Source organism: Saccharopolyspora gloriosae (assembly GCF_022828475.1).
Classification (GTDB): Bacteria; Actinomycetota; Actinomycetes; order Mycobacteriales; family Pseudonocardiaceae; genus Saccharopolyspora_C; species Saccharopolyspora_C gloriosae_A.
In genome coordinates this window covers 3,442,414-3,464,303 of sequence record NZ_CP059557.1, presented here as the reverse complement: position 1 = coordinate 3,464,303, position 21,890 = coordinate 3,442,414, and the positions used below count along the sequence as shown (strand labels likewise).

17 protein-coding genes and 1 tRNA gene are annotated in these 21,890 nt (G+C 71.8%); 6 read left to right on the top strand and 12 right to left on the bottom strand.

What is annotated here, in order from left to right:
- Nucleotides 1–32 precede the first annotated feature (32 nt).
- The gene (locus tag H2Q94_RS14790) at nucleotides 33–515 is read right to left on the bottom strand and encodes a YkvA family protein (RefSeq protein WP_243787664.1); all 483 of its coding nucleotides are present in this window, start codon (nucleotides 513–515) and stop codon (nucleotides 33–35) included.
- Nucleotides 516–672: 157 nt separating this feature from the next.
- Here H2Q94_RS14790 and murJ point away from each other — a divergent pair, with 157 nt between their 5' ends.
- The gene (murJ, locus tag H2Q94_RS14785; RefSeq protein WP_243787663.1) at nucleotides 673–2,292 is read left to right on the top strand and encodes a murein biosynthesis integral membrane protein MurJ; all 1,620 of its coding nucleotides are present in this window, start codon (nucleotides 673–675) and stop codon (nucleotides 2,290–2,292) included.
- On the opposite strand, the gene H2Q94_RS14780 is transcribed toward murJ, so the two are convergent.
- The 9 genes from H2Q94_RS14780 to H2Q94_RS14740 all read right to left on the bottom strand — a co-directional run bounded on the left by H2Q94_RS14780 (nucleotide 2,293) and on the right by H2Q94_RS14740 (nucleotide 15,561).
- Nucleotides 2,293–3,018 carry a type 1 glutamine amidotransferase gene (locus H2Q94_RS14780; RefSeq protein WP_243787662.1) on the bottom strand — a complete coding sequence of 242 codons (726 nt, stop codon included), beginning with the start codon at nucleotides 3,016–3,018 and terminating at the stop codon, nucleotides 2,293–2,295. It lies immediately after the preceding gene.
- Nucleotides 3,015–4,442, bottom strand: coding sequence for a MurT ligase domain-containing protein (locus H2Q94_RS14775; protein ID WP_243787661.1), 1,428 nt, complete (start codon nucleotides 4,440–4,442; stop codon nucleotides 3,015–3,017). The genes H2Q94_RS14780 and H2Q94_RS14775 overlap by 4 nt, the downstream gene beginning before the upstream one ends.
- A gap of 55 nt (nucleotides 4,443–4,497) precedes the next feature.
- Nucleotides 4,498–4,692 (bottom strand): hypothetical protein, encoded by a 195-nt coding sequence (locus tag H2Q94_RS14770; RefSeq protein ID WP_243787660.1) that lies wholly within the window; start codon nucleotides 4,690–4,692, stop codon nucleotides 4,498–4,500.
- 534 nt (nucleotides 4,693–5,226) lie between these two features.
- The gene (locus H2Q94_RS14765; protein WP_243787659.1) at nucleotides 5,227–7,575 is read right to left on the bottom strand and encodes an FtsX-like permease family protein; all 2,349 of its coding nucleotides are present in this window, start codon (nucleotides 7,573–7,575) and stop codon (nucleotides 5,227–5,229) included.
- Nucleotides 7,572–8,273, bottom strand: a complete 702-nt coding sequence (locus H2Q94_RS14760) for an ABC transporter ATP-binding protein (RefSeq protein ID WP_243787658.1) — start codon at nucleotides 8,271–8,273, stop codon at nucleotides 7,572–7,574. Before H2Q94_RS14760 ends, H2Q94_RS14765 begins: the two co-directional genes overlap by 4 nt.
- Before the next feature lie 317 nt (nucleotides 8,274–8,590).
- Complete coding sequence (gene nrfD, locus H2Q94_RS14755; RefSeq protein WP_243787657.1) at nucleotides 8,591–9,517, bottom strand: NrfD/PsrC family molybdoenzyme membrane anchor subunit; 927 nt, start codon at nucleotides 9,515–9,517, stop codon at nucleotides 8,591–8,593.
- A complete protein-coding gene (locus tag H2Q94_RS14750; protein ID WP_243787656.1) occupies nucleotides 9,514–10,404 on the bottom strand; it encodes a 4Fe-4S dicluster domain-containing protein in 891 nt (296 codons plus the stop codon). The genes nrfD and H2Q94_RS14750 overlap by 4 nt, the downstream gene beginning before the upstream one ends.
- A gap of 14 nt (nucleotides 10,405–10,418) precedes the next feature.
- A complete protein-coding gene (fdh, locus tag H2Q94_RS14745; RefSeq protein WP_243787655.1) occupies nucleotides 10,419–13,733 on the bottom strand; it encodes a formate dehydrogenase in 3,315 nt (1,104 codons plus the stop codon).
- A 157-nt stretch (nucleotides 13,734–13,890) separates the two neighbouring features.
- Entirely contained in the window at nucleotides 13,891–15,561 is a 1,671-nt protein-coding gene (locus H2Q94_RS14740; protein WP_243787654.1) for an MFS transporter, read from the bottom strand.
- Nucleotides 15,562–15,680: 119 nt separating this feature from the next.
- Here H2Q94_RS14740 and H2Q94_RS14735 point away from each other — a divergent pair, with 119 nt between their 5' ends.
- Nucleotides 15,681–16,343, top strand: a complete 663-nt coding sequence (locus H2Q94_RS14735; RefSeq protein WP_243787653.1) for a TetR family transcriptional regulator — start codon at nucleotides 15,681–15,683, stop codon at nucleotides 16,341–16,343.
- On the opposite strand, the gene H2Q94_RS14730 is transcribed toward H2Q94_RS14735, so the two are convergent.
- Nucleotides 16,327–16,422, bottom strand: a complete 96-nt coding sequence (locus H2Q94_RS14730) for a DUF2000 family protein (protein WP_309501024.1) — start codon at nucleotides 16,420–16,422, stop codon at nucleotides 16,327–16,329. The genes H2Q94_RS14735 and H2Q94_RS14730 overlap by 17 nt on opposite strands.
- A 100-nt stretch (nucleotides 16,423–16,522) precedes the next feature.
- A complete protein-coding gene (selD, locus tag H2Q94_RS14725) occupies nucleotides 16,523–17,578 on the bottom strand; it encodes a selenide, water dikinase SelD (protein WP_243787652.1) in 1,056 nt (351 codons plus the stop codon).
- A gap of 393 nt (nucleotides 17,579–17,971) precedes the next feature.
- Between selD and H2Q94_RS14720 the strand changes: the two genes are divergently transcribed.
- The 4 genes from H2Q94_RS14720 to selB all read left to right on the top strand — a co-directional run bounded on the left by H2Q94_RS14720 (nucleotide 17,972) and on the right by selB (nucleotide 21,698).
- Nucleotides 17,972–18,067, top strand: a tRNA-Sec gene (locus H2Q94_RS14720).
- An 89-nt stretch (nucleotides 18,068–18,156) separates the two neighbouring features.
- Complete coding sequence (locus H2Q94_RS14715) at nucleotides 18,157–18,549, top strand: DUF5313 family protein (protein ID WP_243787651.1); 393 nt, start codon at nucleotides 18,157–18,159, stop codon at nucleotides 18,547–18,549.
- Between the two features lie 54 nt (nucleotides 18,550–18,603).
- Complete coding sequence (gene selA / locus H2Q94_RS14710; RefSeq protein ID WP_243787650.1) at nucleotides 18,604–19,890, top strand: L-seryl-tRNA(Sec) selenium transferase; 1,287 nt, start codon at nucleotides 18,604–18,606, stop codon at nucleotides 19,888–19,890.
- Nucleotides 19,890–21,698: a selenocysteine-specific translation elongation factor gene (selB, locus tag H2Q94_RS14705; RefSeq protein WP_243787649.1), complete on the top strand. Its 1,809-nt coding sequence runs from the start codon at nucleotides 19,890–19,892 to the stop codon at nucleotides 21,696–21,698. Before selA ends, selB begins: the two co-directional genes overlap by 1 nt.
- The last annotated feature ends 192 nt before the right edge of the window (nucleotides 21,699–21,890 follow it).

The following is a 21,890-nucleotide window of genomic DNA, read 5'->3' as shown; positions in this document are numbered from 1 at the left end:
CCGGCACGGCCGAACACTGACCGCCCACGGGATCAGTCCTTCTCCTCCTCCGAGGTGAGCGCCGAGCGTTGCCGCGCCACCTGGTTGCCCGCCTCCGCGTAAAGGCTGGTCAGCAGCCACGCGCCGACCCCGATGTCATCGGTGATCCCCACCAGCGGCAGCAGATCCGGAATCACATCGATCGGCCAGATCAAATACAGCAACCCGGCCAGCCACAGCACCGTCTGATACTTCGGCACCGCCGCGTCCCCACCCCGCCAAGGCGCCGTGATCATCGTCGGGATCGCCCGGAGCCGCTGAACCGGCCCGCCGGAGCCGGGAGCCGACGACGTGACCCGGCGTGCGGCCCGCAGCGGAGCGAGCCTGCGCCGCACCCGCGCCACCAGCCCGGCCACCAGCACTCCGATCCCGCCCGCGATCAGGCCCCCGGGAAGCAGCCACCACTGCCCGCTCCAGTCCCCCGCCGCGAGCGTGATCAGGCCCGCGACCACGAGCAGTCCACCAACCGCGATCATCACGCACACCTCTCCGCCCGCCGACGATCGTGCGGACCGCCCCCAGCGTGTCATGAACGGTCACCGGCGCTCACCCGCACGATGAACTGGGACGCGGCAGGCTCAGATTCGTGCCACAGTCGCCGACGGGCGAGGGATCCGGACGGTTGGGGGCACCGTGGTCGAACAGGCCGAATCAGCACGTCGGCAGCCGTCCCTGGCACGGGCGGGCGGCACGATGGCCGTCGCCACCATCGTCAGCCGCATCACCGGGCTCGGCGCGAAGGTCGTGCTCGTGGCCGTGCTCGGGCTCGGCATGGTCAACGACTCCTACACGGTCGCCAACACCCTGCCGACCGTGGTCAACGAACTCCTGCTCGGCGGCGTGCTCACCAGCGTCGCGGTGCCGCTGCTCGTGCGGGCGCAGCAACGCGGCGAACGCGACGGCGAGTCCTACGCGCAATGGCTGATCACCACAGGCGGGGTGCTCATGGCGGCCGCGACCGTCCTGGCCGTGGCCACCGCTCCCCTGCTCACCGCGCTCTACCTCGGCGCCGACACCCGCGCGAACACGGCGCTGACCACCGCGTTCGCCTACCTGCTGCTGCCGGCGATCCTTTTCTACGGCCTGTCCGCGCTGCTGTCGGCGGTGCTCAACGCGCGACACGTCTTCGGCCCGCCCGCCTGGGCGCCGGTGCTGAACAACGTCGTCGTGCTCGCCACGGCAGGAGTGTTCGTGCTGCTGCCCGGCACCATCTCCCTGGACCCGGTGCGGATGGGCGAACCGAAGCTGCTGGTGCTCGGCATCGGCACCGCCCTCGGCATCGTGGCGCAGAGCCTCGTGGTGGCCATCGCGCTGCGCGCCACCGGATTCCGGTTCCGCTGGCGGTGGGGCTGGGACCACCGCCTCGGCGAGTTCGCCTCCCTCGCCGGCTGGGTCGTGCTCTACACCCTGATCAGCCAACTCGGCATGATCGTCACCACCAGAGTCGGCGCGCAGGGCACCGAGGGCAGCGTCGCCACCTTCACCTACGCCTGGCTGCTGTCCCAGGTGCCCTACGGAGTCCTCGGCGTGTCCCTGCTGACCGCGCTGATGCCGCGCATCAGCCGCTCCGCCACCGACCGGGACTCCGGCGAGTTCGTCGCCGACCTCTCCCTCGGCACCCGGATGAGCGCGGTCCTGCTGCTGCCGATCAGCGCGCTGATGGTGGTCGCGGGCGGCTCGCTCGGCATCGCGTTCTTCTCCCTCGGCAACAACGGCATCGCCGCCGCGGACCGGCTGGGCGCCACCATCGGGGTGTGCGCGCTGGGCATCGTGCCGTTCGCGATCACGATGCTGCAGCTCCGGGCCTTCTACGCGATGAAGGACGCCCGCACCCCGACCGTCATCAACCTGATCATGGTCGGGTTCCGCACCGCCCTGTGCTACCTGTTCCTCGCCACCATGGATCCCGCGAACCTCGTGGTGGGCGTCGCGCTGGCCATGTCGCTGAGCTTCGTGCTCGGCGCCCTCGTCGGACAGCTCTGGCTGAGCGTGCGGATCGGCGGAATCCGCACCCGCCGCACCGCGCTGAGCATCCTGCGCGCGCTCGCGGTCACCCTCGTCGCCTGCTGCTGCGCCATCGCGGCCGACGCGGCCGTCAGCGCGGCCCTCGGCACCACCGGGGTGATCGCCGGGGCCTGGCTCACCCTCGTCGTGGACGGTGTCGTCGTGCTCGCCGTCAGCTTCGGCGGCCTGCTGCTGGTCAAGGCACCGGAAATGGACCCCGTGCGGGCCGCCCTGCACCGCCGAAGGTGATCACTTGGGGTTGCGGGCGCGCATCCGGCTGCGTTCGACGCGCAGCGCGGCGAGCTCTTCCGGCTCGGTGATGGGCTGCAACGGGGCGCCCACCGCCCAGCCCAGCAGCAAGTCCGCCAACGCCGGATTGCGCGCCAGGATCGGGCCGTGCAGATAGGTGCACACGACGTGCCCGCGCACCACCCCCTCCGCCCGTTCCGGCCCGTTGCCGATCCCGCGCGTGACCCGGCCCAGCGGCATCGAACCCGAGCCCAGCCGGGTCCGGCCCAGGTGGTTCTCGAAACCCGTGAGCATGCCGACCCCGGCGAGCAGGCAGTCCGTCGTCACCTCACCGATGGCCCGCTCCCCCGCGGGCTCGGTGACCGCGTCGACCAAGCCGAGGCCTTCGTGCCGCACCCCGTCGCCGGTGGTGAACTCCGTGCCCAGCACCTGCAGGCCACCGCAGATCCCCAGCACCGGAGCGCCCCGGGCGGCGGCCCGCTGCAACCCGGGCGACCGCGACAGCACCCGCATCGCCGCGGTCTGCGCCACGTCCTCGCCACCGCCCAGCAGGTACAGGTCGCACGAGTCGGGTACCACCGCCGACGAGGACAGCACGGTGACGGTCTCGCTCGGAATGCCCCGCCAGTGCAGCCGCCGCTCCAGCACCAGCATGTTCCCGCGATCCCCGTAGGTGCCCAGCAGGTCCGGCAGCACCAGCGCGATCCGCACTCCCCCGCCGCTCATCGGACGACGCTCCGGGCGAGCAGGTCGCGGAACGCGGTGTAGTTCGCGATCACGTCCGGTTCCGGGCCGCTGCGGGCCAGCGCGTCCTGCGCGGTGGCGGCCACCTCGCAGGACACTCCCGCGTACCGCAGCCGTACCGCCAGATCCAGTCCTCGGTCGCCGGTCACCAACACCGACCTCCCTTGCAGCGTCGCGAAGTCCACGTCCCACAGCCACGACACGTCGTAGCCGTCGGCTTCCCTGCTGTTGACCGACAAGATCAGCGGGCGGTCGTGCCCGGAGACGAGGTCGAGCATCTCCAGCCAGCTCGCCGGGTTCTTCGCCAGCAACAGCCGCACCACCCGGTCGTCGAGCAGCACCGTCGAGTAGCGGCCACTGGCCTGGCGCAGATCCGCGACGCGGGCCAGCACCTCGGACGGATCGCAGCCGAGCTCGGTCGCCGCGGCGACCGCGAACGCGGCGTTGACCCGGTTCACGTGGCCGGGAAGCGCGAGGGTCAGTTCCCGCTCCCGCCCGTCCGGTCCGACGATCCCGGTCTCGGTGACCGTCCAATCGGCCTCCGGGCGGGATAGTCCGCACTCGCAGTGCCAGGGACCGTCCAGATCGGTGATGAAGGCTCCGCACCGCGGGCAGTTCAGCGCGTCGTGCGTCCAGCGCGTGCCGCCGGACACCCAGGTCACCGACGGATGCCCGGTGGCGACGGAGACGATGTTCGGATCGTCGCGGTTGGCCACGACTCGGGTCTGCGGTGCCTGTTCCAACGCGGTGCGGAGGCTGCGCTGCACGGTGCGGATCTCACCGACCCGATCCATCTGGTCCCGGCTGAGGTTGAGCAGCAGGATCACGGCGGGGCTGAATTCGGCGGTGACCTGAGCCAGGTGCAGCTCGTCGACTTCCAGCGACGCGAACGGCGCGGACAGGTCCGTCATCAGCGCCGCCACGTGCCCGTCGAGCATGTTGGCGCCGGTGACGTTGCTGGTCGCCGAGCCACGGCTGCGCAGTGCCTCCGCGACCAGCGCGGTGGTGGTGGTCTTGCCGTTGGTACCGGTGATCATGACGATCCGGCGCCCGGCGGCAAGCCGCGCGAGCAGTCCCGGTTGCAGGCTCAGCGCGAGCCTGCCGCCGATCATGCCGCCGCTGCCCAGGCGCAGCCTGCGCGACATGCTCGCCACGACCCGTCCGGCGCCGAGCGCCAGTGATGTCCGCAGTGGACTGCCGGGTGCCTGCGGGGCCGGGCGCGGCGGGGCGATCACTCGCCACGGCGCGTCCGGATCGTCCGACGTGGACGGGCCGGGTGACGCCGGTGGATCGTCGGCTTCGCGCGGCCACGGCGGCGTCGGCGACGCGTCGCTCGGCTTGGCCGGTTCGTCGTCGGCGTCGCCCTGCCCCGTCGTCCGTTCGCCGTCCCTTCTGGTTCCGGTCATTCGTCACTCCCCCTTGACGAACAGCGGTGGTGCGGTGGCCGTTTCCGGCTTCACCTCACTGCCGCGGGACCGCGGGGTCCGCCAGGTTCGGCCTGCTCACCGCCCGCGCCCGCCGCTTCGACAGTGTGGCCCGCCGTCGGCGATACAGCGCGACGAATCCGAGCAGGCCACCGGCGGTCAAGGTCAAGGTGCCGACTTCGCCGTGCGTGCTCAGCGCCTCGGCCAACACCACCTGATGTGCGGGGGACATGACTGTGGAGCACTTCCTTCCCCGAGTCGGCTGAGTTGATGTCCGGGAGCCCACCATCGTCCGAGTCCGCTGGTCACGGACCGGGGCGGACATGCCGAAGGGTCACCCGGCCGGGCCGCGCGATCCGGTCGTCCGGGGTGATCGCGGGCGCCCGTTTCCATCCGGCGATCAGGAGGCGGACGTCACTAGGCTCGGAGCCGTGTCCGGTGCCGAGACCACTGGACACGGTGTCCCGCGGCGGCGAATCCGGCCGAGTCCGCGGACGATCTTTCCGAGGACCGTTCCGGGAGCCCTGCCATGAGCGAGTACCTGCTGCTGTTCCTGCTGGGCGCGGTGGCGCTGGGCGGCGTCTGGTGGACGGCGTGGGACATCCGCACCGATCTGCGCCGCCGACGGCTGAAGTAGGCCTCTTGCTTCGTTGCTGTTCTTGTCGGTCTTCAGTCGCTTCGGATTAATTTCAGTCGACACTGAAGACATCGTGCCGATAGATATGTCGCGGCGCGCGAATGCGCGGAGGTGACGGCCCGGTGCGGGCTACTCCGTGTGCAGGCCTTCGGAACTCATGGCGCGGGACAGCGCCGGAGCGGTCAACGCGGTCACGACCAGCACCGAGACCGCGGCGAAGCTCAACACCGCGCCAATCCCGACGAAGTCGAAGACCGGGAAGGTCTCCAGGAGCGTCACGATGAGCAACGCCCCCAATCCCAGACCGACGGGCACCGCGAGCACCGCGGTGAGCAACATCGGCACCGCGTTCTGCAGGAACGCCGACCACACCAGCGTGCTGCGCCGGGCGCCGACGGCACCGAGCACCGCCATCGGCCGGGTCCGTTCCTGGATCTGCTCGATCGCGGTGACCAGCAGACTGCACCCGATCAGGGAGAACGTGACCAATGCTCCGAGCAGCAACGCGTACTTGATCGCGCGGATCTGCTCATCCGAGTTGTCCTGATTGGTCCGGGGAGGCTCCACCGACCCGGCGGTCAGGTTTGCGGCCACCACGTTGCGCACCGACTCGATCAATTCCGGCGGGGCGTCGTCGTCGACCTCGACGTCGAGCTCCACCGAACGGGTCTCCATCGGAATGCCGGTGGCGGCGGCGGGCGTCAGCAGCAGCTCCGTGCCCATCATCCGATCGGCGGTCGCCCCGACGTCCTGCAACGGAGGAACCTGCCAGGCCACCGTGCCGGCGCCGTTGGCGATGGTGCCACGGGTGTAGATCTCCCACAGGTCACCCTCGTCGACTCGCAGCCCGCTCGAATCGACGTCGGCGCTCTGACCGCGGCCCTGGTCGGTTCGGTACGCGGCTCCGTCGGCGCAGTCGTCGACCTGAGCGAGACGAGCGATCGTCGCGCAATCCGCGATCTTCACCGACAACCAGCGGGGGTCCGTCCCCCCGGATCTCAGGTCCACCGAATGGTCGCCGGACACGGCGCGCACTCCGGGAATCGACCGGATTTCGGCGAGCGAGGGGGTGAGGCCGTCGCGCCCCTGCAGATCCTCAGTGGCCGTCACCGTGATGTTCGGTTGCGCGACGGCCTTCGACCGGCTTTCCGCCGCCGACTGTTCCGACGTGGCGATCAAGGTCTGGAGGCCGATCACGCCGGTGACCACAACGGCGATGGCGCTCACCGAGCGCGCGGCGGTGCCGCTGGTGAAGTGCAGCCTGCGCAGCGCGAGCTGCCACGCCACCGGTCCGCCGCGCGACCGCTGGGCCAGCGCGTCCAACGTCCACGGCAGCAGCAGCGGAACCGACACGAGAATCAGCGAGATCGAACCGACCAGCCCGTACACGACGATGTCCTGATCGTTCCACGGCATCGCGCGGGTCGCGAGGACGCCCGCGACGCCGGCGACGAGTGGAACGCACCGCACCCACAGCCGCCGCCGCACCGGCAAGCCCTGCCGGACCCACCGCAACGGTTCCCGGACCGCGCCGCGCAAGGACGCCAGCGAGACGAGCACCGTCACCACAGGCACCCCGAGGGTGATCAGCACCGCCATCCACCACACGGGGGTGATGTCGGTGACGGTGATCAGTTCGGTGACGACGTCCATGCTCCCGGCGATCGCACGGGCGCTCAGGAACATCGCCCAGCCTGCGACGACCCCGGCGACCGATCCGACGAGGCTCTCCCCTGAGGCGATGCGGCGTACCTGCCAGGCACTGGCGCCGACCAGCCGCAGGGCGGCGAGCCGCCGCTGCCGCGCGGCCTCCGCGAGCCGGGCCGTGCTCACCACGAACACCACCACCGGCAGCAGCAGCACGGAAACGCCCATCACCCACATCAGCCAGGCGTCCTGGGGCAAGCTGCCCGGCTCACGGGCCTCCCCGAAGTGGTCGTCGACGCGATGGGTGGCGTTCCACTCCGTCAGTCCGGTGGTGCCGGCGTAGTAGTACAGCTCGCCGGGAACCAGCAGTCCCTCCGGGCCGATCTGGTCGACGATGCGTCCGTCGAGCCGTTGCCGCAGCAGCTCGGACCCGGGTTCCTCGAGCAATGCCTGGAGCGCCGGGGACACCACCAGTTCACCCGGCGCCGGGTACCGGTGCAGGCCTGCGGGCAACGGCGCGTCCGGCCGCTGCGGCTGCAGCTTCCTTCCTTCGATCCTCTTGTCGTGGAACGAGGTCGTTGCGTCGATGCCGAGCACCGCGGCGGGGGTGTGGGACTGGGCAGAGCTGGCGGCCTGCATGTTGCGCGGCGCGATGCGGGCGTCCCTGCCGTCCATCCAGGCCGGCATCGACGCACTGGCCAGCAGGACCGCGACACCGATGCCGACGCCGACGGTCATCAGCGCGAGCCGGCCCCACGGAGAGTGGCGATCACCGATGGCCAGCCGCACGCCGAGGATGAGATCGGCGGCCCAGGTGCGCAGCCTGCTCATCGTGCGGTCTCCTCGAGCAGTGTCCGGCCGTCGCGGATCACGACCTCCCGGTCGGCGTAGGAGGCGACGCTCGCCTCGTGGGTCACCAGCAGCACGGCGGTGCCGGACTCGGCGGCGGCGTCCGCGAGCAGCCGCATCACCTGTTCACCGCCCACGGAGTCGAGCGCACCGGTGGGCTCGTCGGCGAAGATCACCGAGGGGTCGGCGACGAGAGCGCGGGCCAGTGCGGCACGTTGGCCCTGTCCCCCGGAGATCTCGCCGGGGCGCTTGTCGAGCTGTCCGGCCACTTCGAGCTTCTCCGCCCACTCGCGCGCTCGGGTCTCCGCTTTGCGGCGGGCGACGCCGTTGAGCCGCAACGGCAGGGCGATGTTCTCCAGCACGCTCAGTTCCGGGACGAGCTGGCCGAATTGGAAGACGAACCCGAACTCGGTGCGGCGCAGCGCGCTGCGCTCCTCGTCGGACATCGCGGTGATGTCGCGGCCGCGGAAGCGGACCTGCCCCGACTCGGGGGCGATCACGCCTGCCAGGCAGTGCAACAACGTCGACTTGCCGGAACCGGACGAGCCCACGACGGCGACGACCTCGCCCGCATCGACCCCCAGCTCAGCGCCGCGCAGCGCCGGGGTAGGGCCGAACGAACAGACCAGTCCGGTGCCGGTGAGCATCGACTCGGTCCCGGACCTCGACGCGGCGGTCATGGTGAACTCTCCTTGTGCGAACTGACGTATCGGCGCCTGCCGCCGGTGCAGGCGGTCACTTCCCTCGCACGGCCGAGTTTTCAGGGCGCGCGGGACGCCCCACGCTACGACGGCGTCCACCACGGCACGGTCGGCGGTGGGAAGCCAGAGGGATTCCCCTTACCGGGAAGCGATCGGCCGGTGCCGCGCCGTCCTGCCCCAGGGCGTTCCGCCCGGTGTGAGCGCGGCGCAGGTGGGGCCGGCGTCCGAGCTCCGGCCGATCAAGCATGGGCGAACCCTACATGGCCGCCCGATGCGGTTCGGACGGTTTCGGAAGATCACTCCGGCTCGGTGCGGGAGAGCCGTTGCCGCTGCGGGACGACCGTGTACTTCGGGTCACGAGCTGAGACCCGTCCGGCTTCGAAGATGCCGTAGCGGGTGGCGGCCCCTGCGAGGCCGAGGCACAGGCCCGCTGCCGCCGCGATGCGCCGATTCCGTCCCGCCACCGCGACCACCACGGCTCCCGCGCAGGTCAGCGCTTTCGCCGCGCGCAGCACCGTACCCGGTGCGCCCGTGCGGTAGGCCTCGGCGACCAGGCCGGCGTCGCGCAGCATGAGTTCCTCCGCGGCCAGTTCCAGGGCCGCTCCCGCCACCGCCATGCGCCGCGCCGGTCCGGCCTCGTCGGTGGGCACGGTCAGCAGCGCGATGCCGCCCGCGGTGGACACGGCGCTGCCCGCGAACACGAACGGCAGTTCACGGTGCACCTCGTGCCAGCCGGGCACCGCGGTGTCGGCCAGCAGCACCGCCGTGTAGGTCGTCATCGCGGGCGCCACCAGACCGGACAGCGCCCCGCTGAGCCTGCCGAGGCGGGGCAGCAGCCCGGTGACCTCGCTGGCGGCGGCCGCCGCGGCCACTCCGGAGAACGGCGCGAGGATCCACGAGCCGACGCTGAGCGGGGAAGTCGGTTTGATCACGCGCAGCATGTTCAGGAACCGGGCGGGCCTGCCCAGGTCGTGGACGAGCGCGATGACGCTGGCGCCCGCGCCGGTCGCCGCGGCCAGCAGCCCGGATCTGCGCAGCCGGGGCCGTCCCGTCAGGTCAGCCAGTGCCGCCATGGTCGCGGAGGCACCGGCGAGGCCGCCGAGGAAGAGGTACGCCGGAACGTCCGGCACCTTCCACGTCGGGGTCTTGATGATCTGGCGGCCGTAGTACGAGCGGAATTCGGCGTCCGGTACCACCGACTCGGCGCCACGACGGGGGCTCATCGCCGCGAGCTTCCGGCGAAGCAGGCCGCGATGAGCACCGCCGCCGCGCCCGCGGCCGCACCGGCGTGGCGCCACATCGACGGCAGGTCCCGGGTGGTCACCACCGGATCCGGTGGCAGGCCGTACACCTCCGGTTCGTCGAGCAGCAGGAAGAAGGCCCCGTCTCCCCCGACGCCGTCGTCGGGCTCGTGGCCGTAGAGCCGAGCCCCGGTCTCCCCGCGCTCGTGCAGTTCGTCGACGCGGAGGGCGGCGCGTTCGCGGAGTTCGTCGAGCGGCCCGAACTGGATGGACTCGGTGGGGCACGCCGTGGCGCAGGCCGGGGCGAGACCGGCGCCGAGCCGGTCCTGGCACATCGTGCACTTGAACGCCCCGCCGTCGCCCGGCCGGATGTCGATCACGCCGTAGGGGCAGGCGGGCACGCAGTAGCCGCAGCCGTTGCAGATGTCGTCCTGGACGAGCACGGTGCCGTGCTCGGTGCGGATCAGCGCGCCGGTCGGGCACACATCGAGGCAGGCGGCGTGGGTGCAGTGCTTGCACACGTCGGAGGACATCAGCCACCGCACGCCGCCGTCACCCTCCGCGCCGGGCGGTCCCGTTCCCGGCATGCCGAGGTCGGTGGTGGTCACCTCCTGCTCGACGAACGCCACGTGCCGCCAGGTGCTCGCGCCGAGGTCGCCGGTGTTGTCGTAGGACATGCCGGTGAGCTCCATGCCGTCCGCGGGCAGCAGGTTCCACTCCTTGCACGCCACTTCGCACGCCTTGCAGCCGATGCACACACTGGTGTCGGTGAAGAACCCGACGCGCTCGGGGTGGCCGGTGTACCCGGCGTCCGCGGCGGGGTCGGCCAGCGGGCCGCTGAGGCGGTGCTGCTCGGTCCGGTCGGCCACGACGTCACTCCCTCTCAACTCCCGCTCTCGCGGGGATCGTCGGCGTGTTCGGTGCCGGTGCGGTCGGTGATGCCGGCCCGTCTGCGGTAGTCGGCGACGTAGGCGGCGAGCGCCGGGCCGCGTGGGCGGCGGCCGGGCCGGATGTCGCAGGTGCCCGCCTTGGTCTCCATGATGTGCACGTTCGGGTCCAGGGACACGCCGATCAGTTCGTTCGCGGCGTCTCCGGTGGTCAGCCCGTTCGGTCCCCAGTGCCAGGGCAGGCCGATCTGGTGCAGGGTGCGGTCGCCGAAGCGCAGCGGCCGGATCCGGCGAGTCACTAGCACTCTGCCTTCGATGGCGCTGCGGGCGGTCACGACGGTGGCCCAGCCGAGGTGTTCGAGGCCGCGTTCGGCGGCGAGTTCCGGGGAGACCTCCAGGAACATCGCCGGTGCGAGTTCGGCGAGGTGGTGCAGCCAGCGGCTCATGCCGCCCGCGGTGTGGTGCTCGGTGAGCCGGAACGTGGTGAACACGTACGGGTAGACCTCGGCGCCGGGTTCGGCCCCGCTGGGCTGGTAGCGGTTCTCCGGGCGCTGATAGGTCTGCCGGGCGGGGTTGCGCTGCTGGTCGTGCAGCGGGTTGGCCAGCGGCGATTCCTGCGGTTCGTAGTGCGCGGGCAGCGGGCCGTCGACGAGGCCCGCGGGGACGTAGAGCCAGCCGCGGCCGTCGCTCTGCATGATGAACGGATCGGTGCCCGCGATGCCCGCGGGACCGGTGGCGTCGTCGGCGGCGGGCCGGTAGTCGGGGCGCTTGTTCTTGTCGAAGTCGGGGATGTCGTGCCCCGTCCACGCCTGCGCGTCGGCGTCCCACCAGACGTAGGCCTTGCGGTCGCTCCAGGGCCTCCCCTGCGGGTCGGCGGAGGCGCGGTTGTAGAGGGTGCGCCGGTTCGCGGGCCATGCCCAGCCCCATTCGGGGGCGACCCAGCTCTGCTCGTGGCCCGGTTTGCGGCGGGCGGACTGGTTGATCTCGTCGGCGAACACGCCGCTGTAGATCCAGCAGCCGCAGGAGGTGGATCCGTCCGATTTCAGCCGCGCGTATCCGGGCAGGGCGGCGCCGGTCTCGTCGGTGCCGTTGATCTCGCGCAGCACCGCCGCCGCGCTCGGCTCGTCGAGGTCGCCGTGGGTCGGGTAGTCCCAGGTGAGGTCCAGCAGCGCGCGGTCGCGTTCCCGTTGCCCGGCGCTGCGCTGCGGCTGTCGCGCGGTGAGCTTGTCCCGGAGCCTGCGACCGAGGTGGTAGTAGAACCACAGGTCGCTGCGCTGGTCTTCGCGGGGTTCGACGGCTTTGTGGTGCCATTGCAGCAGCCGTTGGGTGTTGGTGAACGTGCCGTCCTTCTCGGTGTGCGCGGCGGCGGGCAGGAAGAACACCTCCGTTCCGATGTCCTCCGTGGACAGTTCGCCGTTCTCGATTTCCGGGCCGTCCCGCCAGAACGTCGCGGTTTCGATCATGTTGAGGTCGCGGATCACCAGCCAGTCCAGGTTCGCCAGCCCCATTCGCTGCTGGCGTGCGTTGGCGGAGCCCACCGCCGGGTTCTCCCCGATCACGAAGTAGCCCTTGACCTTCCCGTCGATCTGGTCGGCGACCGTCTGGAAGCTGCCGTGATCACCGGTGAGGCGGGGCAGGTGGTCGAAGCGGAAGTCGTTGTCCGGGGTCGCCGCCTCGCCCCACCAGGCCTTGAGCAGGCTCACCACGTAGGAGCGCATGTTCCCCCAGTAGCCGCGCGCGTTCTCGTCCTGCGCGACGAACGACTCCAGGTCGTGGTCGGTGTGCGCGTGCGGCATCGGGATGTAGCCGGGCAGCAGGTTGAACAGCGTGGGGATGTCGGTGGAGCCTTGGATGCTCGCATGTCCGCGCAGCGCGAGGATTCCCGCGCCGGGGCGGCCGATGTTGCCCAGCAGCAGCTGCAGGATCGAAGCGGCGCGGATGTACTGCACGCCCACGGTGTGGTGCGTCCAGCCGACCGCGTAGGCGATGGTGCTGGTGCGTTCGCGTCCGGAGTTGGCGGTCAGCGCCTCGGCCACGCGCAGGAATTCCGCCGCGGGCACGCCGCAGGCCCGTTCGACCATGTCCGGGGTGTAGCGAGCGAAGTGCTTGCGCAGCAGCTGGAACACGCACCGCGGGTGACGCAGCGTCGGGTCGGTCTCCGGTTCGCCGTGGTAGACGGGACCGCCCGAGCCCGCGCGCTCCGGGCCGCTGCGCGCCCGTTCCCGGCCGTGCGCGGTGGACTTCGGTTCGCCGCGGCCGGGCGAACTCTCCGGGCCGTGCCCGGCCACCGCGGGCATCGCCTGCGTCCCCTCGTACTGCCAGCTCGCCGGATCGTAGGCGCCTTCGGTGGCGTCGAAACCGGAGAACACGCCGTCGAGGTCCTCGGTGTCCTCGAACTCGGCACCGACGATCATCGCGGCGTTGGTGTAGTTCACGACGTAGTCGTGGAAGTAGGCGTCGTTCTCCAGCACGTGGTGGATCAGGCCGCCGAGGAACGCGATGTCACTGCCCGCGCGCAACGGCACGTGCCGGTCGGCGACGGCGGAGGTGCGGGTGAACCGCGGATCGACGTGGATCACCGTGGCCCCGCGCCGCTTCGCCTCCATCACCCACTGGAAGCCGACGGGGTGCGCCTCGGCCATGTTGGAGCCCTGGATGAGGATGCAGTCGGCGTTGGCCAGGTCCTGCAGGAAGGTCGTGGCCCCTCCGCGCCCGAACGAGGTCCCCAGACCGGGAACCGTGGAGGAGTGTCAAATGCGCGCCTGGTTCTCCACCTGGATCGCGCCCAGGGCGGTGTAGAGCTTCTTCATGAGGTAGTTCTCCTCGTTGTCGAGGGTCGCTCCTCCGAGGCTCGCGATGCCCATGGTGCGGCGCAGCGGGCGGCCTTGGTCGTCGGCCTGCTGCCAGGTGGCGTCCCGCGTGGCCAGCACGCGGTCGGCGATCATGTCCAGCGCGGTGTCGAGGTCCAGGTCCTCCCAGTCGGTGCCGTGCGGGCGCCGGTAGCGGATCTTGGTCTGCCTGCCGGGCGAGGTGACCAGTTCGCGGCTCGCGGACCCCTTCGGGCACAGCCTGCCGCGGCTGATGGGCGAGTCCGGGTCACCTTCGATCTGGGTGATCTCGCCGTCGCGCACGAACACCTGCTGCCCGCAGCCCACCGCGCAGTACGGGCACACCGATCGCACGACTTCGTCGGCCTGCTCGGTGCGGGATCGCAGCGCCTCGGTGCGCGGGGATCGTGCCGCGGTGCCGCGCCCCAGCCCGTCGGGGCCGCTCAGCTGGCGGAGCACCGGCCAGTTCAGCCACTGCGGCATGGGCGCCCTCCTCCCGCGACGACAACGGCGGGTGCCTCATGGGACTCGGCCCATGGGACACCCGCCGTGTGATCGACGCAAGCTCAGCGAGCCCCCGAAAGATCCCGCTGACCGAGCACGATCCCGCTCCGGCGACCCCGATCGCCGGGTGTGGAGGTCAGCCGCTCACGTTCTCGGCGGACTCCTCCTGCTCGTGGTGTTCGGTGGAGACGGTGTGCGCGGCCTTGCGGGGCATCCAGATCCACGCGACCAGCGCGGCGGCCAGGATCAGCCCCGCTCCGGCGAGGTTCGCGAACTGCATGCCGCTCATCCACGAGGTCATCACCTGCTGTGCGAGGCCCGCGCCCTGCTGCCCCAGCGACGCCGCGACCTGCAGGCCACCGGGCAGCGACTGCTCGGCCATCGCCCGCACGTCCTCGGGCAGGCCCGCGACCGCCGGGCCGAGGTGGCTCGCGTAGCTGCTGCCGAGCACGCTGCCGAGCACCGCGACGCCCAGCGAGGCACCGACCTCACGGGTCACGTCGTTGGTGGCGGAGCCCATGCCCGCGCGCTCGCGCGGGACGTTGGCCATCAGCTGGTCGGTGGCCGGGGCCATCGCCAGCGACATGCCGCCCGCCGTGAGCGCCAACGGCAACAACAGGTGCCAGTACCCGGAGTCGACCCGCAGCGTGCTCAGACCGGCCATGCCCGCGGCGGCCAGCACCAGGCCGGCCGCGATGGTGACACGCGGGCCGAACCGCTCCACGATGCCTGCGACCTGCGGGGCCACCAGCACCATCATGATCGACATCGGCAGCATGGCCACCGAGGAGCCCAGCGGGGAGTAGCCGAACACCAGGATCAGGGTCTGGCTCAGCGAGAAGAACACGCCGATCATCGCGAAGAACACCAGCGTCAGCGCGACCGCCGACGCGGAGAACCCGGCATTGCGGAACAGGTTCATGTCCAGCATCGGGTCTTTCGCCCGGCGCTCCCACAGCACGAACAGCCCGATCAGCACCAGGCCCACCGCGACCATGATCAGCGTGCGCGGGGCGGTCCAGCCGACGTGCTGGGCGTCGATGAGGCCGTAGACGACGATGGTGATGCCCGCGGTGGACAGGATCGCGCCACCGATGTCGATGCCACCGTGGCCGCCTTCGGCGGGGGCCGCGCTGCCCGCGTTCTTCGGCACGTATCGGATGCCCGCGATGACGGCGACCACCACGACCGGAATGTTGATCGCGAACACCGCGTGCCAGGTGGTGAACTCCAGCAGCAGCCCGGCGATCACCGGGCCGAGCGCGGTGCCCGCGCCGGAGACCGCGGCCCACACCCCGACGGCCTTGGTCCGCTCCGAGCTGGGGAACACGCTGGTCAGGATGGACAGCGTCACAGGCATGATCATCGCGCCGCCGAGGCCGAGCAGGCCGCGCGCGGCGATCAGCTCCGCGCTGGAGCCCACGAACAGCCACACGTACAGCGATACGGTGCCGAACAGGATGAGCCCCGCCTGCAGCATCAGCTTGCGCCCGTAGCGGTCGGCCAGCGTCGAGGTGGTGAACAGCAGCCCGGCGAACACCAGCGCGTAGGCGTTGCTGAACCACTGCTGGTCCGACAACGACGAGCCGAGGTCCTGCGACAGGAACGGCAGCGCGACACCGAGGGAGGTGTTCGCCAGCATCGTCGCCGACAACGCCAGGCACAGGACCAGCAACGTGGTCCAGCGGCGGCGATAAACCCCCAGGTCGATGCCGTCGGCGGCGGCGCGGCGCTCGCCTTCGGTGGCCGGGCCGTCGACGGTGGGGTGCGCACCGCCCGAAGCCGACTCGGGGTTGGTACCGGACACGAGATCTCCTCAGTTGGCGCGTACGACTTACCCGCCCACGTTATGTCAGTACTGCCATTTGTCACTCATGACATCAGTCACCGTTGACGTTCCCCGAACTCCAGGTGAACCTGGGTCGCATGACCGCCGCACCCGTCCACTCCCCCGCCGAGCCCGCCGACCGCCGTCGGCGCCGGACCGCGCGCACCCGCGCGGGCATCGAGGAGGCGGCGCTGCGGCTGTTCACCGAGCAGGGCTTCGACGCCACCACCGTGGAACAGATCGCCGAGGCCGCCGACATCGCGCCGCGCACCTTCTTCCGCCACTTCCCCAGCAAGGACGCCGTCCTGTTCGGCGACCACCTGCGCGAGCAAGAGCGGCTCCGCGAAGTGCTGCTGTCCAGGCCCGCCGGGGAGCATCCGATGCGCAAGCTCGCCGCGGCCATGTTCGACACGGCCGAACGGATCCAGGCCGACCGCCGGCAGCACCTGATGCGCGCGCAGCTGCTGGACTCGCTGGAGGCCACCGGGGAATACGAGTCCCACTTGATGCACCGGCGCTGGGTGCACGACGTGGCGGCGGCCCTCGCCGAGCACTGCGGCGACGGGTCCTGCCCCGAGCCGCGGCTGTACACGTGGGCGATGCTGATGATGACGTGCTTCGGCTCGGCGATGCGGGAATGGCTGGTGCGCACCGACGGCACCTCGCTGCCGGACATCCTCGCCGGTCTCCTCGACGAGACGGCCGCGGGCCTGCGGACTGCCACCGAAGAGACCGGCGCCGCGTTCACGGGTGCAAGCTGAGTCCCTTGCACACCTTGTCGACCGCGTTGCGCCCCTCGTGCAGCGCGACACCCACCAGGTCCAGATCCGCGGTGGGCACTGCGCGGGCCGGGCCGGCTCAGCAGCGCGCAGCGGTGAGACGCGGCGGTCCGCGCTCCCGACGTGCGATTCATCCGCCGAGACGCACACGATCGCCGGGGTCAGCGCACCGTGATCCACTGCTCCGCGCGCGGCACCAATTCTCCGATGACGGGTGCGCCGGGGATCTCCCCCGCCACCAGCAATCCGCCGGAGGTCTGCGCGTCGGCCAGCAGCAACGCCGTGTCCTCGCCGATCGCGGTGAGGTCGCAGTGCGGGCGCACCCAGTCCAGGTTGCGCCGGGTGCCGCCGCTGACGTGGCCGTCACGCAACGCCTCCCGCGCCCCGTCCAGGTAAGGCACCGCCGCCGAGTCAACGACCGCGGACACTCCGCTGGCCCTGGCCAGTTTCATCAAGTGCCCGAGCAACCCGAATCCGGTCACGTCGGTGGCGCACCGCGCCCCCGCCTCGCGCGCCGCCACCGAGGCCGTGGCGTTGAGCTCGGTCATCGCCGACACCGCATGCGGGAACACCTCCCCCGTCGCCTTGTGCCGCGTGTTGAGCACCCCGATCCCCAGGGGTTTGGTCAGTGACAGTGGCGTGCCGGGACGCCCGGAGTCGTTGCGCAGCAACGCATCCGGGTCGCCGATGCCGGTGACGGCCATGCCGTACTTCGGTTCCAGGTCGTCGACGCTGTGGCCGCCCGCGACGGGACAGCCGGCGGTACGGCCGACGTCGAGGCCGCCGCGCAGCACTTCGCGCGCGAGCTCCAGCGGGAGCAGATCGCGTGGCCAGCACAGCAGATTCACCGCGAGGATCGGCCGCGCGCCCATCGCGTAGACGTCGGACAGCGCGTTCGCCGCGGCGATCCGGCCCCAGTCGTAGGGGTCGTCGACGACCGGGGTGAAGAAGTCGGCGGTGCTCACCACCGCCTGCCCTCCAGCGGCGGGCGAGTCGGGTGCGGTCGGGCTCGGGACGGTGCCGTGCGACGGCGGACCGACGCGGACCGCTGCGGCGTCATCGCCGTGCTCCAGTCCGACCAGCAGCGTCGGGTCCGGCACACCGCGCAGGTCGGCGACCATGGTTTCCAGCTCACCCGGCGGGATCTTGCACGCGCAGCCCCCACCGTGCGCGTACTGCGTGAGCCGATACCGGGCGGGTGCGTCGAGTTCCGTCACCTCACCGACCGTAGCCCCGCCAGTCGCGCCCGGCATCCACGGCCGCCCCCGTGTGGGAGGCGAACGCGGATTTCAGGCGGTTTTGAGCGGAAGTTGCAGGTACGAGGGGAACCGCCCGCCGGTACGGCGAACAGATCCATGTCGTCAGAGCCTTCGACCTCGGCGTGCAGGCGCACTTTCGGGTAGGCGGCCATCGGCGTCTCCGCGCCGGAACCGACGACGAACGAACGCCGGGCCGGGATACGATTCCGAGCCGTGGGCGGCCCCCGGCGAGTCCGCCGCCGCGGGCTCCGCGGCAGGACGAGGGGGGTCGTTCAGGTCGGTGCCCCCTGCAAGACTGCGGGCGCACGTTTGTTTCCCGACGTACCTTGGGCACCGCCCGGAGCGGGTGAAGGAGGCGTCAGGGCGCCTGGTGGCCCCCGCGGTCTTCAAAACCGACGTGGCCGAGCACCTCGGTCAGGCGGGTTCGATTCCCGTCCGCCTCCGCCACTCCGCGCTCCTCGACGCCCCGGCCGCCGTCCGTGGTTGCGCCGACGGGCCGGCGGAAGGTCTCGGCGGCAGGGCCTACCATGCTGGGCGTGGGGATCAAGCGGCCCAATCCGGCGCGGTGGCTGTACTACCAGTTCGGCGGCACGTTGCCCGCCGACTACCGCGAGTGGGTGCTGCGGGACGCGACGTGCTCGACGTGGGTGCTGCGGGTGTGCGTGCGCGGAATGCTGCACATCCTGCCGCTGATCGCCGTCATGTTCGCGATCCTGTACTGGGCCGGTGGCTCGTGGCCGATCGCGCTCGGCGCGGTGCTGCTCGGCGTGCTCGTGGTGCTGCGGATCGTGCTGACCAGTTCCGTCGAGAGCGTCGACGCGCGGCTGAGCAGGCACGGGTTCCCGCCCGGTCACGCCTCGGCGGTGCGCAACCAGATGGACGCCGACGCCGCCGCTCGCTACCGGGCCGTGTGGCGCGGCGAGCAGTGACCGAGCGGCGCACCACGCCAGCGGATCTTCGATACTGCTCCTAGGCTGCGCCGCATGGACGCGCGGCGCCGGATTCCCGCCACTGACCGGATGCTCGACGATCCCGTGCTGGTGACCGCCGCCGAACGGCTCGGGCGGGACGTGGTCCGCACCGTGGTCCACGACGCACAGCGTCGCGCCAGGATGGGAGAACTCGCGCCGGAGCAGGTGATCGCCGCCGCGCGGGACGCGCTGCCCGATTCCGCCTGCGGGTTGCGGCGAGTCGTCAACGCCTGCGGGGTCCTGTTGCACACCAACCTCGGCCGCGCTCCCCTCTCCGACGCCGCGGTGGAAGCGGTGTGCGCGGCGGCCGGGACCACCGACGTGGAACTCGACCTCAAGACCGGCCGGCGCGGACCGCGCGGGCGCGCAGCATGCGCCGCTCTGACCGAGTCGGTGCCTGCCGCCGAGGACGCGCACGTGGTGAACAACGGTGCCGCGGCGCTCGCGCTGGCGGCCACCGCGCTCGCCGCGGGCCGCGAGATCGTGCTGGCCCGCGGCGAACTCGTGGAGATCGGCGACGGTTTCCGCCTCCCCGACCTGCTCACCTCCACCGGCGCGCGGCTGCGGGAAGTGGGCACCACCAACCGGGTCCGGTTCGACGACTACCGGGACGCGATCGGACCGGAGACCGGGTTCGTGCTCAAGGTCCACCCGTCGAACTTCCGCATCACCGGGTTCACCTCGCAGGTTCCGGTCGCCGCGCTGCGGGACCTGCCGGTCCCGGTGGTCGTCGACATCGGGTCCGGGTTGCTGCGGGCGCATCCCGTCCTGCCGGACGAACCCGACGCGCACGGCACCCTCGCCGCCGGGGCCGACCTGGTGACGGCCAGCGGGGACAAGCTGCTCGGCGGCCCGCAGGCCGGGCTGCTGCTCGGTTCGGCGGAGCTGGTGCGGCTGCTCAAGCGGCATCCGCTGGCGCGCGCGGTGCGGGTGGACAAGCTCACCCTCGCCGCATTGGAGGCGAGCGTGCGCGGCCCCGCGACACCTACCGCGCGGGCGCTGGCACGGTCCGAAGCCGAACTGCTCGACCGCGCCCGGCTGCTCGCCGCCACGCTGCGGGAACGCGGCATCGACGCCGGTGCGCAGCCGAGCACGGCCACGGTCGGCGGCGGTGGTGCCCCCGGCGTCGAGTTGCCGAGCGCGGCGGTGACGCTGCCGTCCCGGTTCGCGGCGGCACTGCGCACCGGGAGCGCTCCGGTACTGGCCAGGGTGGAGCGCGGGCAGTGCCTGCTGGACCTGTACGCGGTCGCGCCCGCCGACGACGACGTGCTGCTCGCGGCCGTCACGGCGGTGGACTGATGCACGTCGTCGCCACCGCCGGGCACGTCGATCACGGCAAATCGACGCTGCTGCGGCTGCTCACCGGCATGGAACCGGACCGCTGGTCGCAGGAACGCGAGCGGGGCATGACGATCGACCTCGGTTTCGCCTGGACGACTATCGGCGAGCAGGTGCTGGCGTTCGTCGACGTGCCCGGCCACGAGCGGTTCGTGCCGAACATGCTCGCGGGGATCGGTCCGGTACCGGCGGTGTTGTTCGTGGTGGCCGCCGACGAGGGCTGGCAGCGCCAGTCGACCGAGCATCTCGACGCGCTGCACGCGTTGGGGGTGCGGCACGGGCTGCTGGCGGTGACCCGTTGCGACCTGGCCGATCCCGCCGCCGCGACCGAGCAGGCGCAGCGGCGGCTGCAACATTCGGCACTGGGCGAGCTGCCCGTGGTGCACGTGAGCGGGCGCACCGGCGCGGGCCTGCCGCAGTTGCACGCGGCGCTGGCGGACCTCGGGGACCGGCTGCCCGCCCCGGACGCCGCGGCGGCGGTGCGGCTGTGGGTGGATCGGGCGTTCACGATCCGCGGCGCTGGCACCGTCGTCACCGGCACGCTCGCCGCGGGAACGCTGCGCACCGGGGATCGGCTGCGGCTGGAGCCCGGTGGCCGGGACGTGACCGTGCGGGCGCTGCAGTCGTTGGGCGAGCCGCTCGCCGAGGTGGCGGCCGTGGCGAGAGTGGCGGTGAACCTGCGCGGCGTACCGCTGGAGCAGGTGGGGCGCGGACACGCGCTGCTCACCCCGCGCCGGTGGTTGAGCAGCGACCTGCTCGACGTGCGGGTGCGGGACGCGGCCGAACTTCCCCGGCAGCTGATGCTGCACCTCGGCTCGGCCGCCGTCGCGGCGCGGATCCGGCCGCTGGGCGAGGACACCGCGCGGCTGTCGTTGCGGGAGCCGTTGCCGGTGCGCATCGGCGACCGGGCGCTGCTGCGGGATCCGGGCGCCCACGACATCGCCGGTGGCGCGGTGCTGCTGGACGTGCGCCCGCGGGCGCTGGGGCGCCGCGGAGCGGCGCGAGAACGGGCGCGTGAGCTGGCGGGCATGGACGGCGTCCCCGACGGAGCCGCGGAACTGCGGCGCCGACGGCTCGTCCGGCGCGACGAACTGACCGCGATGGGCGCGGAAGTCCCCGCGGCGGCCGCGGAAGCGGCCGGGTGGGTGCTCGACCCGGCACATCGTGACGAGCTCGCCGAGCGGCTGGTGCGGCTGCTCGACGAGCATCGCGCGCGGCATCCGCTCGCCGACGGTGTGCCCACCGAGGCGGCCCGGCGTGACCTCGCGCTACCGGATCCGGCGCTGCTGGAGCCGTTGCTGCGCACCGGAACGGCCCGTGAGATCCGCACCGGCGGCGGACGGTTGCGCCTGGGGACCTCGCCTTGGCCGCCGGAGATCGCCGCGGCATTGCGACGGCTGCGCCGCACGCTCACCGAGGCTCCGTTCGCGGCCCCCACCGCCGCCGAACTCGCGGAACTGGGCTTGGGCGCGGAGCCGCTGGCGGCCGCGGTCCGCACCGGCGAACTGCTCCAGCTCGCACCGGGGGTGCTCCTGCTGCCGGGAGCCGACCGGCGTGCGCTGCAGGTGCTGCGGGAGCTGCCGGAACCCTTCACCCTCTCCCAGGCCCGCCAGGCCCTCGGCACCTCCCGCCGAGTAGCCGTGCCCCTGCTGGAACTGCTCGCCCGCACCGGTCACACCGAACACCTGCCCGACGGCACCCACCGCCTCCGTCCCTCCCCCACCTCGGGTGAATGCCTCCTTCACCCGGCCCCACCTTGCGGGTTCTAGCGGTCCTTGCAACGCCTTGGATTTGAGGGGTTGTGGGGTCGTGGTTGTTGCGGGGTTGAAGGCGTGGTTTTTCGAGGTGTTGGAGGGTGAAGGGGGCTGTATTGCGGGTGCTGCTCGGGTGGCCGGGGTGGCTCCTGCGACGGCGTTCGGGTGGGCGAAGAGGGCGGGTGTTCGTGGTCGTGGGAAACCGGG

Excerpts from the sequence above, each read along its gene's own strand:
- H2Q94_RS14790 (WP_243787664.1), bottom strand. The coding sequence starts at position 515 with ATGATCGCGGTTGGTGGACTGCTCGTGGTCGCGGGCCTGATCACGCTC.
- H2Q94_RS14780 (WP_243787662.1), bottom strand. The coding sequence starts at position 3,018 with ATGAGCGGCGGGGGAGTGCGGATCGCGCTGGTGCTGCCGGACCTGCTG.
- H2Q94_RS14775 (WP_243787661.1), bottom strand. The coding sequence starts at position 4,442 with ATGACCGGAACCAGAAGGGACGGCGAACGGACGACGGGGCAGGGCGAC.
- H2Q94_RS14770 (WP_243787660.1), bottom strand. The coding sequence starts at position 4,692 with ATGTCCCCCGCACATCAGGTGGTGTTGGCCGAGGCGCTGAGCACGCAC.
- H2Q94_RS14765 (WP_243787659.1), bottom strand. The coding sequence starts at position 7,575 with ATGAGCAGGCTGCGCACCTGGGCCGCCGATCTCATCCTCGGCGTGCGG.
- H2Q94_RS14760 (WP_243787658.1), bottom strand. The coding sequence starts at position 8,273 with ATGACCGCCGCGTCGAGGTCCGGGACCGAGTCGATGCTCACCGGCACC.
- nrfD (WP_243787657.1), bottom strand. The coding sequence starts at position 9,517 with ATGAGCCCCCGTCGTGGCGCCGAGTCGGTGGTACCGGACGCCGAATTC.
- H2Q94_RS14735 (WP_243787653.1), top strand. The coding sequence starts at position 15,681 with ATGACCGCCGCACCCGTCCACTCCCCCGCCGAGCCCGCCGACCGCCGT.
- selA (WP_243787650.1), top strand. The coding sequence starts at position 18,604 with ATGGACGCGCGGCGCCGGATTCCCGCCACTGACCGGATGCTCGACGAT.
- selB (WP_243787649.1), top strand. The coding sequence starts at position 19,890 with ATGCACGTCGTCGCCACCGCCGGGCACGTCGATCACGGCAAATCGACG.